Origin of the sequence: Saccharicrinis sp. 156 (genome assembly GCF_050589685.1) — a bacterium.
Classification (GTDB): Bacteria; Bacteroidota; Bacteroidia; order Bacteroidales; family Marinilabiliaceae; genus Saccharicrinis.
Genome location: NZ_JBNGOS010000024.1, coordinates 100,448 through 107,558 on the forward strand (window position 1 = coordinate 100,448; position 7,111 = coordinate 107,558).

4 protein-coding genes are annotated in these 7,111 nt (G+C 40.6%); 3 read left to right on the forward strand and 1 reads right to left on the reverse strand.

Annotated elements, in window-relative coordinates; genetic code table 11:
- Nucleotides 1-142: 142 nt before the first annotated feature.
- From ACRD64_RS15625 to dacB, 3 genes are all read left to right on the forward strand, one after another.
- Nucleotides 143-1,306, forward strand: coding sequence for an iron-containing alcohol dehydrogenase (locus tag ACRD64_RS15625; RefSeq protein WP_430934386.1), 1,164 nt, complete (start codon nucleotides 143-145; stop codon nucleotides 1,304-1,306).
- 149 nt (nucleotides 1,307-1,455) lie between these two features.
- A complete protein-coding gene (locus ACRD64_RS15630) occupies nucleotides 1,456-2,427 on the forward strand; it encodes a DUF6340 family protein (RefSeq protein ID WP_430934387.1) in 972 nt (323 codons plus the stop codon).
- Nucleotides 2,424-3,818, forward strand: coding sequence for a D-alanyl-D-alanine carboxypeptidase/D-alanyl-D-alanine endopeptidase (dacB, locus tag ACRD64_RS15635; RefSeq protein ID WP_430934388.1), 1,395 nt, complete (start codon nucleotides 2,424-2,426; stop codon nucleotides 3,816-3,818). Before ACRD64_RS15630 ends, dacB begins: the two co-directional genes overlap by 4 nt.
- Nucleotides 3,819-4,048: 230 nt before the next feature.
- Here dacB and ACRD64_RS15640 read toward each other — a convergent pair whose 3' ends face one another.
- On the reverse strand, nucleotides 4,049-6,769 hold the full coding sequence (locus ACRD64_RS15640) for a 4-alpha-glucanotransferase (protein ID WP_430934389.1): 2,721 nt from the start codon (nucleotides 6,767-6,769) through the stop codon (nucleotides 4,049-4,051).
- Nucleotides 6,770-7,111: the final 342 nt, after the last annotated feature.

Here is a 7,111-nt window from a genome sequence, read left to right on the forward strand (position 1 = left end):
GATAACGATATGTTACACGATTTAATTTGTGAAACATAGCTGATAAAGGCATTCGAAATTATGAAATCTTCTCAAGGTTAATTAATTTAGGCGAACTAAAAAAAAGAACGAATGTAGGGTTCAAGTCAAATACAAAAGAACTATGAAGAATTTTAATTATCAAGCCGGAACCAAAATACTTTTTGGAAAAAACAAAATCAACGAATTGGCAGATGAAGTGTTGACTTATAGCGACAGGGTTTTAATTACTTATGGGCAAGGTTCCGTAGTTAAGAGCGGTCTGTTGGATGCTGTAAAAACCAAACTTCGGGCGAAAGATATTCATATTGAAGAATTGGGGGGTATTCAACCCAACCCGCGACTAACCAGCGTTAAAGAAGGTATTAATATTTGCAGGGAGAAGAATATTGGGTTTATCCTTGCCGTAGGTGGGGGAAGCATTATTGATGGCTCTAAGGCTATTGCGGCAGGGGTGGATTACAAAGGCGATGTTTGGGATTTTTATGCCCGCAAGGCCATACCGGAAAGTGCGGTGCCTATTGGTACGATTTTAACATTGGCAGCTACCGGATCGGAAATGAATGGCGGTTCGGTAATCACGAACGATGATACAAAAGAAAAGCTGCCCATAAATAGCGAACTGCTGAAGCCAAAGTTTTCAATTCTGGATCCAACATTAACGTTTTCGGTGAATAAGTGGCAGACGGCCTCCGGTGTGGTAGACATTATGAGTCATATTTTTGAGCAATATTTTACCCCGGATAGTGGAACGGAACTGCAAGATAGCTTGGCGGAAGGAATTTTAAAAACCTGTATTAAATATGGGCCAATTGCTATTAACGAACCGGAAAATTACGAAGCCAGAGCCAATTTAATGTGGGCTTCAAGTTTGGCATTGAATGGCCTGACAGGTACGGGAAAAATGATGGGTGATTGGGGTACGCATATGATCGAACACGAAGTAAGTGCTATTTATGACTTGACGCATGGAGTCGGACTGGCCATTCTTTTTCCCAATTGGATGAAATTTGTTTTGAACGAGCGCAATGCTTTTAAATTTGTCCGCCTGGGTAAAAATGTGTTTGGCATTGATGAGGGGGAAGATATGGCGGCTGCCACAAAAACAATTGATGCTATTCGGTCTTTTTTCAATTCTTTGCATATGCCTTCCAAATTATCGGACGTTGATATTCCTGCGGAGCATTTTAAAACCATGGGCGAGAAAGCCTGCCAATTTGGTCCTATCGGTTACTTCCGCAGGTTGAATGATGCAGCAGTAACCGAAATTCTGGAAATGAGTAAATAACTTGGGATGTTTTGTCTGCGTAAATGTATACTTAGGCATTTTTTTTGTGGAACAAATATATTACCCGTTAAAAGTCAGCTATGTTATTTCGAGGTTTATTAATACTGTTTATTACTTTGTTGCTTGCGTCATGTTCAACGTATCAAACTTTGAACATTGATTTATTGATGCCCGCCAAACACTCGGTTCAACCAGAAATTAAGTCGGTGGTATTGGTAGATAATTCAGTAGCATTTAGGGGAAAAGACGTACACAAAGTAAAAACGATTGACTCCAAGTTAAGTATCGATACCATTTGGCTGGAAGAATACGCTACATTAACCTTATCGGCACTGAAAGAAGAGTTACAAGGAAGACAATTTTTCGATTCAGTATACTTTCATGACGAACCATTGAAAGAAAATAAAAATTTGGTTAATCGTGCCATGAGTTGGCAGCAGGTGAATGATATATGTGCGCAATATGATGCCCAGGCAGTAATTGCTTTCGAAAAGAATATGTATAGCACATTCATTGAGGTGAAGAGGATGTATGATGGCTACTTGTTTGGTTATTTGGATGTGGCGGGGGCTATTTTATGGCGGGGATATGACAATTTAAACAAAGACGTAATTTTTCAGGAAACCCAACGCGATACTATTTCGTGGGATGGTGATGGGGGGAATATAAATGCAGTAGCCTTAAAATTGCCAACGCTAAAAAATGGTCTTGCGGAACATGCCATGTATATGGGAACAGAAATGGCAAACCATATAGCACCTTATTGGGAGACGCAACAAAGAGGTTATTATATTTCCGGTAACTATCATTTTATTCAGGCGGCTGAATTTGTTAAAAAGGAACAGTGGGGTGAGGCTATCAAGATCTGGAAATATGTTTTTGACCATTCCCAAAAGAAGGTAAAGGCAAGGGCAGCATATAATCTGGCATTGGCCTCGGAAATTTTAAGTGACTATGAATCCGCGGAATATTGGTTGGATGAAGGACTGGATATTCTCGGTGATTTGAAGGGGCAATCGGCGGCTGTGGACAAAAGACGTTTGATTCAATATTCTTTTTATATGAGTAAACGCGTTAAGTCTATTGAAAATTTGAAAGAACAAATAGGAGCCATTCAATGAAGTTAACCCTTTTTATCCTTGTTTTCATTATATCGCTAAACAGCATCCGGGCTCAATTGTATGTTGATGATAACGGAACTATTACCTCCATTAAAGTTCAGGAAATAACAACGCAGGAAATTCTTTTCTCACAAGGCGAGAATCTGCGCCTAATGCCTGCTTCCTTGACTAAAGTAGTTACTACAGCAACCGCGCTGGAGCTTTTGGGTGCCGGTTATACCTACCAAACAGATTTTTTTTACAGGGGAGAGAAGAAAGGCACGAAGTTGTACGGTGATTTAATCGTTACGTCTTATGGGGATCCAACATTGGGTTCCAGGTATTTTGAGGAAACCGCTCCCGAAATGATATTCTCGGCTGTGGCAGATGGGCTGAAGAAAGCGGGCATTCAATCCATCGTAGGAAGCCTTCATGTGATAGCCGATCAAATCGGCTATTCCGCCCCCAGGCTATGGGAAGATATGGGTAACTATTATGGTGCTTCCCCTCAGGGTTTTAATTGGCGGGATAATACCGCAGAGGTTACTTTGAGTTCGGGAGCTGTTGGAACAAAGTGCCGGGTCGTGTCCATAGATCCTGATATTAAACCATATTCAATTCGATGTGAGGCTGTGGCAGCTGCACATAATAACGACAGCGCATATGTTTATGGAATAGGTAAGATGCAGCAGTGGTGGATAGAAGGTTCAATACCAAAGAACCGTTCATTATTTAAGATCAAGGCTGCGTTGCCAGATCCTAGAGCAGCGTTTAAAAAGGATTTGATAGAATATCTTAACAAAAATGGGATTGAAATCGGTGAAAAAAGACCTGTGGGTGCGTCAAAGGAAAAGAAAAATATCCCGATTTGCACGTATCATTCGCCACCACTTTCGGAGATTATCAAGGTTGTCAACCAAAAAAGCAATAACCTATTTGCCGACCAGCTTCTGCTAACTATAGCCAAAGAATTAAAAGGCCAACCAACATGGGACTATGGCAATTTAGCCGTACGTGAATTCTGGGAAGATAAAATAGATTTCAACCATAGCTTTCGCCTGAGGGATGGTAGTGGTTTAACGCCTAAAAACCTGGTTTCAGCCAAGGGTATGGTACAGTTGCTGAACTGGATGAATCAGAATAGTGGTAACTTTAGTTTTTATGCAGAATCGTTGGCCAGGGGAGGTGAATCGGGTACGTTGCGAAGTGTGTTTAAACATCCTGATTTAGAAGGCCGGATAATTGGGAAGAGTGGTTCTTTTGAAGGCGTGTTGGGGTATTGTGGATACGCAACCACTGTATCGGGTAAAAAAACTGCCTTTTGTATTATCGCCAACAATTACCTTGTTCCAACCAAAAAAATTAGGATAACCATGGATGAGTTCATGACTAAAGTGGTACTGGAGAATTAAAAGAATGGGCATATTCGGAGAATTATGGATAATTAACCTGTTTGTCCTCAGGTTATTCTGATGAACACGGTTCTTGGTTCTCCATGGGAATACCGCAAACAACAAAGCTGTATTAATCCGTTTGATCCTAGGGATCTGAGGACAAAAAATCTTTGCAGTAAGGATAAATTGCCAATTTAAAACAGACGATTGCCCATTGACTGATACCTATTTGCCAATTAACGATGGTGTCAATATTTAGTGTTTCTTCCCGAGTCTTCTATTAGGTTTTTTAACAAGGCATTTAAGTCTGTTGCTTCCTTTAGTTCTTGAATGCTTTGCTGCATTCTGAATCTCCAACGGTGTCGTACATTGCTCGGATAGTTGATTTGTTCTTCATGTGTTTCCCGCCATCTTAAATCACCGTCCAAAGCTATCAAATCCTGTATAGGGAAAATGGTCCACATGGCCGGGGAATACATATGTTGCGTGATGATTTGTAAACATATCTCCGGTTCGGCATAAAAAGGAGCTTCCCCATGGTTGCCCAATTGGTTGTTATAAAAGTCCTGAATCGATTCTTTATCTTCCTCCCACCAGCCTCTGATGGTTGACATATCATGGGTGGAGGTAGTGCAAACAGATAAGTATGGGGCATCAGCCGGATGGGCAAACTTGATTAAAGAGTTCTTCGACATACGCTGGATTTCCAGACTTAAAATATTTAATGCCTCCATCACGGGGGGCACACAATCGGGAACCATTCCCAAATCCTCCCCGCATACCAACATATCGCTGGCTTCAATAATTTGAGGCAGTTTATTCATGGCCTGGTGGTACCAGAAATCATCGTGCCTTTGATAAAAGAAATGAAAATATAATTTGGACATTTGACCTTTTGTATGATCATCCAACTCAGCAAAGGAAGAAGTGTTATGTACACAAATTCTGGGATGAAACTCGTTCTCACCAGTCTGAACGATTAAAACGTTGGAAATTAAATCAAACAGGCCATCTCTTATTTCTCTGTCGGTAATGCTCAGGTCTTCTTCTTCAATGCCTTGTAGGAAATAAGCATTAACTTTTAATTGCGAATCAAAATCTTGCTTCAGCTGATAATTACCATGACCAGTATCCTCTAAAAAATCATTTATTACACGCGGGGCATGTTCGTTAAATAACGCTTCTACGATATGGTGTTTGATATATGGTTTAACATAACGCTCGTAATCGAAAACAATGTGGTAACTTTCAATCTCTTGCACAGTCATGGGCAATGCGGGTTTAAAATGCCCCATTAAACCTTCAACGGCATCCGAGGGGATTTCCCATATTCTGAAAAATCCTAGTATGTGGTCGATGCGGTATGCATCAAAGTAATCGGCCATTTTTTGCAATCGGTCGATCCACCATCTATATTTATCTTTGGCCATGGCTTCCCAGTTATAAGTGGGGAAGCCCCAGTTTTGTCCTTTTACGGCAAAGTCATCCGGAGGAGCGCCGGCCTGACCGTTCAGATGAAACAGGTGAGGTTCGGTCCACGCCTCTACGCTGTTAGGGCTAATGCCGATAGGGATATCGCCTTTTAATACAACTCCATTTTTACGGGCATATTCGCTTACCTCCTTCAGCTGTTTATCTAAATGATATTGTATAAAGTAATGAACCGCAATGTCATCCCATTCGTTTGAATGAGCAGCACTTATTTTCAATATGGCCTTTTCGTCATAGGTGCTGTGCTCTGTCCATTGCCTGAAGTCGGGATTCTTCATTTTATCCCTCAAGTAGGCGAAAGCAGCATAGGGAATAAGCCATTTTTTATTCTTTTTAAAGAAGCTGATGTACGCTTTGTCGTCGAAAAAAGTTTCTTTTTCCTGGTCGAACAATAATTTATAATACTCGCTTTTGGCCCGTAATACCTCAGGGTAATTGACGTGAATTTCAGAATTCAGTTTATTGCTTAGCGCCTCAAATCCTTCCATCATTTTTTTATCCTTGAGTTTCCCCATCTTTCCCAGGTTCAAATAGAGGGGGTGCAAAGCCATCACCGAGATTGATTTATAAGGATAGGAATCCAGCCAATTGTGCGAAGCAATGGTTTCGTTGACAGGGAGCAGTTGCACCATCTTCATTCCAACACTTTTCGCCCAGTCGATAAATGCAAATAAATCGTTAAACTCACCTACTCCAAAACTATCCTTGCTGCGCAGTGAGAACACAGGGACAGCAACACCCGCCCCTTTCCAATTGCCAAACGGATACTTAAACGATTCGTCCTGTTTAACGAAGGTGATTTTTTTTTCGGTAATTTCGGGCTGGCCTATTTGTCTATCTTCACCTTCTTCAATGGTGCTAATTTTTTTTGTGTCTGAATTATAAATGGCGTATTTGTAGCTGAGCGGGAACTCCACTTTGTTAAGATCAATCGAGGCACACCATTCCGGAAAGTTGTTGCCAGTACCCATCAGCAATGGCTTGTCCAGATCCCAATTGCCTAACACCTTTTGATTGCCAATGATGCACAGGCGGTGGTTGGTCCCTATCCTGGGAACATTAATTTTAAATTCCAGCGCTTGATCGGATTGGTTTTTTGGAGGATTAAACGTTCTGGAAGGTTTCATAATTACCTTTCTAAATGCCGAGCTGTACATTATTTTTTCTTCGTTTAAAGGAGCTCGCCAGTTATCCGTTATAACGATAACCGACTTGTTATCCTTCTTATTAATGCTGAGCTCTCTCGAAACTCCCCATTCCCAAATAATATTGCCAGATTCATCCTGTACAAAATATTTGTATTCGATCAACTTATCAGATGTGTTGATCTTACATTCCCCGGTCCAGTCGCCATTATTGGCATAACTTAGTTTTAAAGCTTTTGATGTTTTCCATTTACCCAATGATTGGTTAGAGCCGCAGACATAAATATTTTGCCCTAATAGGGTGTGATAATGGATGTTGAATATTATTTGCATAACCTTAAAATTAGGCGTTGTAGTTTTTTATTCCGATTAAGATAAGTATTAAATAGGGAATAATATAAGTTATAAATCAGTTTTTCAGAATTGCTTGAAAAAGTGGGCTTTAAAAATGGAAAGAAAATGGAAAAGGAAGGCCGTTTTGACTTATCTCGATAGGTTAGATGAGATGCTGAGTTGCCTGTATGGACCCAAGCGTATAAACAAAAAAAACGTGAGCCTCATCCGAAACTCACGCTTGATATTGTAAAATAGACTCTTTGCTTTAACCCGGATTATGTATTGGAGGTTCGTCATGAGCATTGCAAGTACAATAAAACAAGGCATTACTGAAACGAG

Bases quoted from the DNA above. Each gene is read 5' to 3' on its own strand.
- ACRD64_RS15625 (WP_430934386.1), top strand. From the start codon at position 143: ATGAAGAATTTTAATTATCAAGCCGGAACCAAAATACTTTTTGGAAAA.
- dacB (WP_430934388.1), top strand. From the start codon at position 2,424: ATGAAGTTAACCCTTTTTATCCTTGTTTTCATTATATCGCTAAACAGC.
- ACRD64_RS15640 (WP_430934389.1), bottom strand. From the start codon at position 6,769: ATGCAAATAATATTCAACATCCATTATCACACCCTATTAGGGCAAAAT.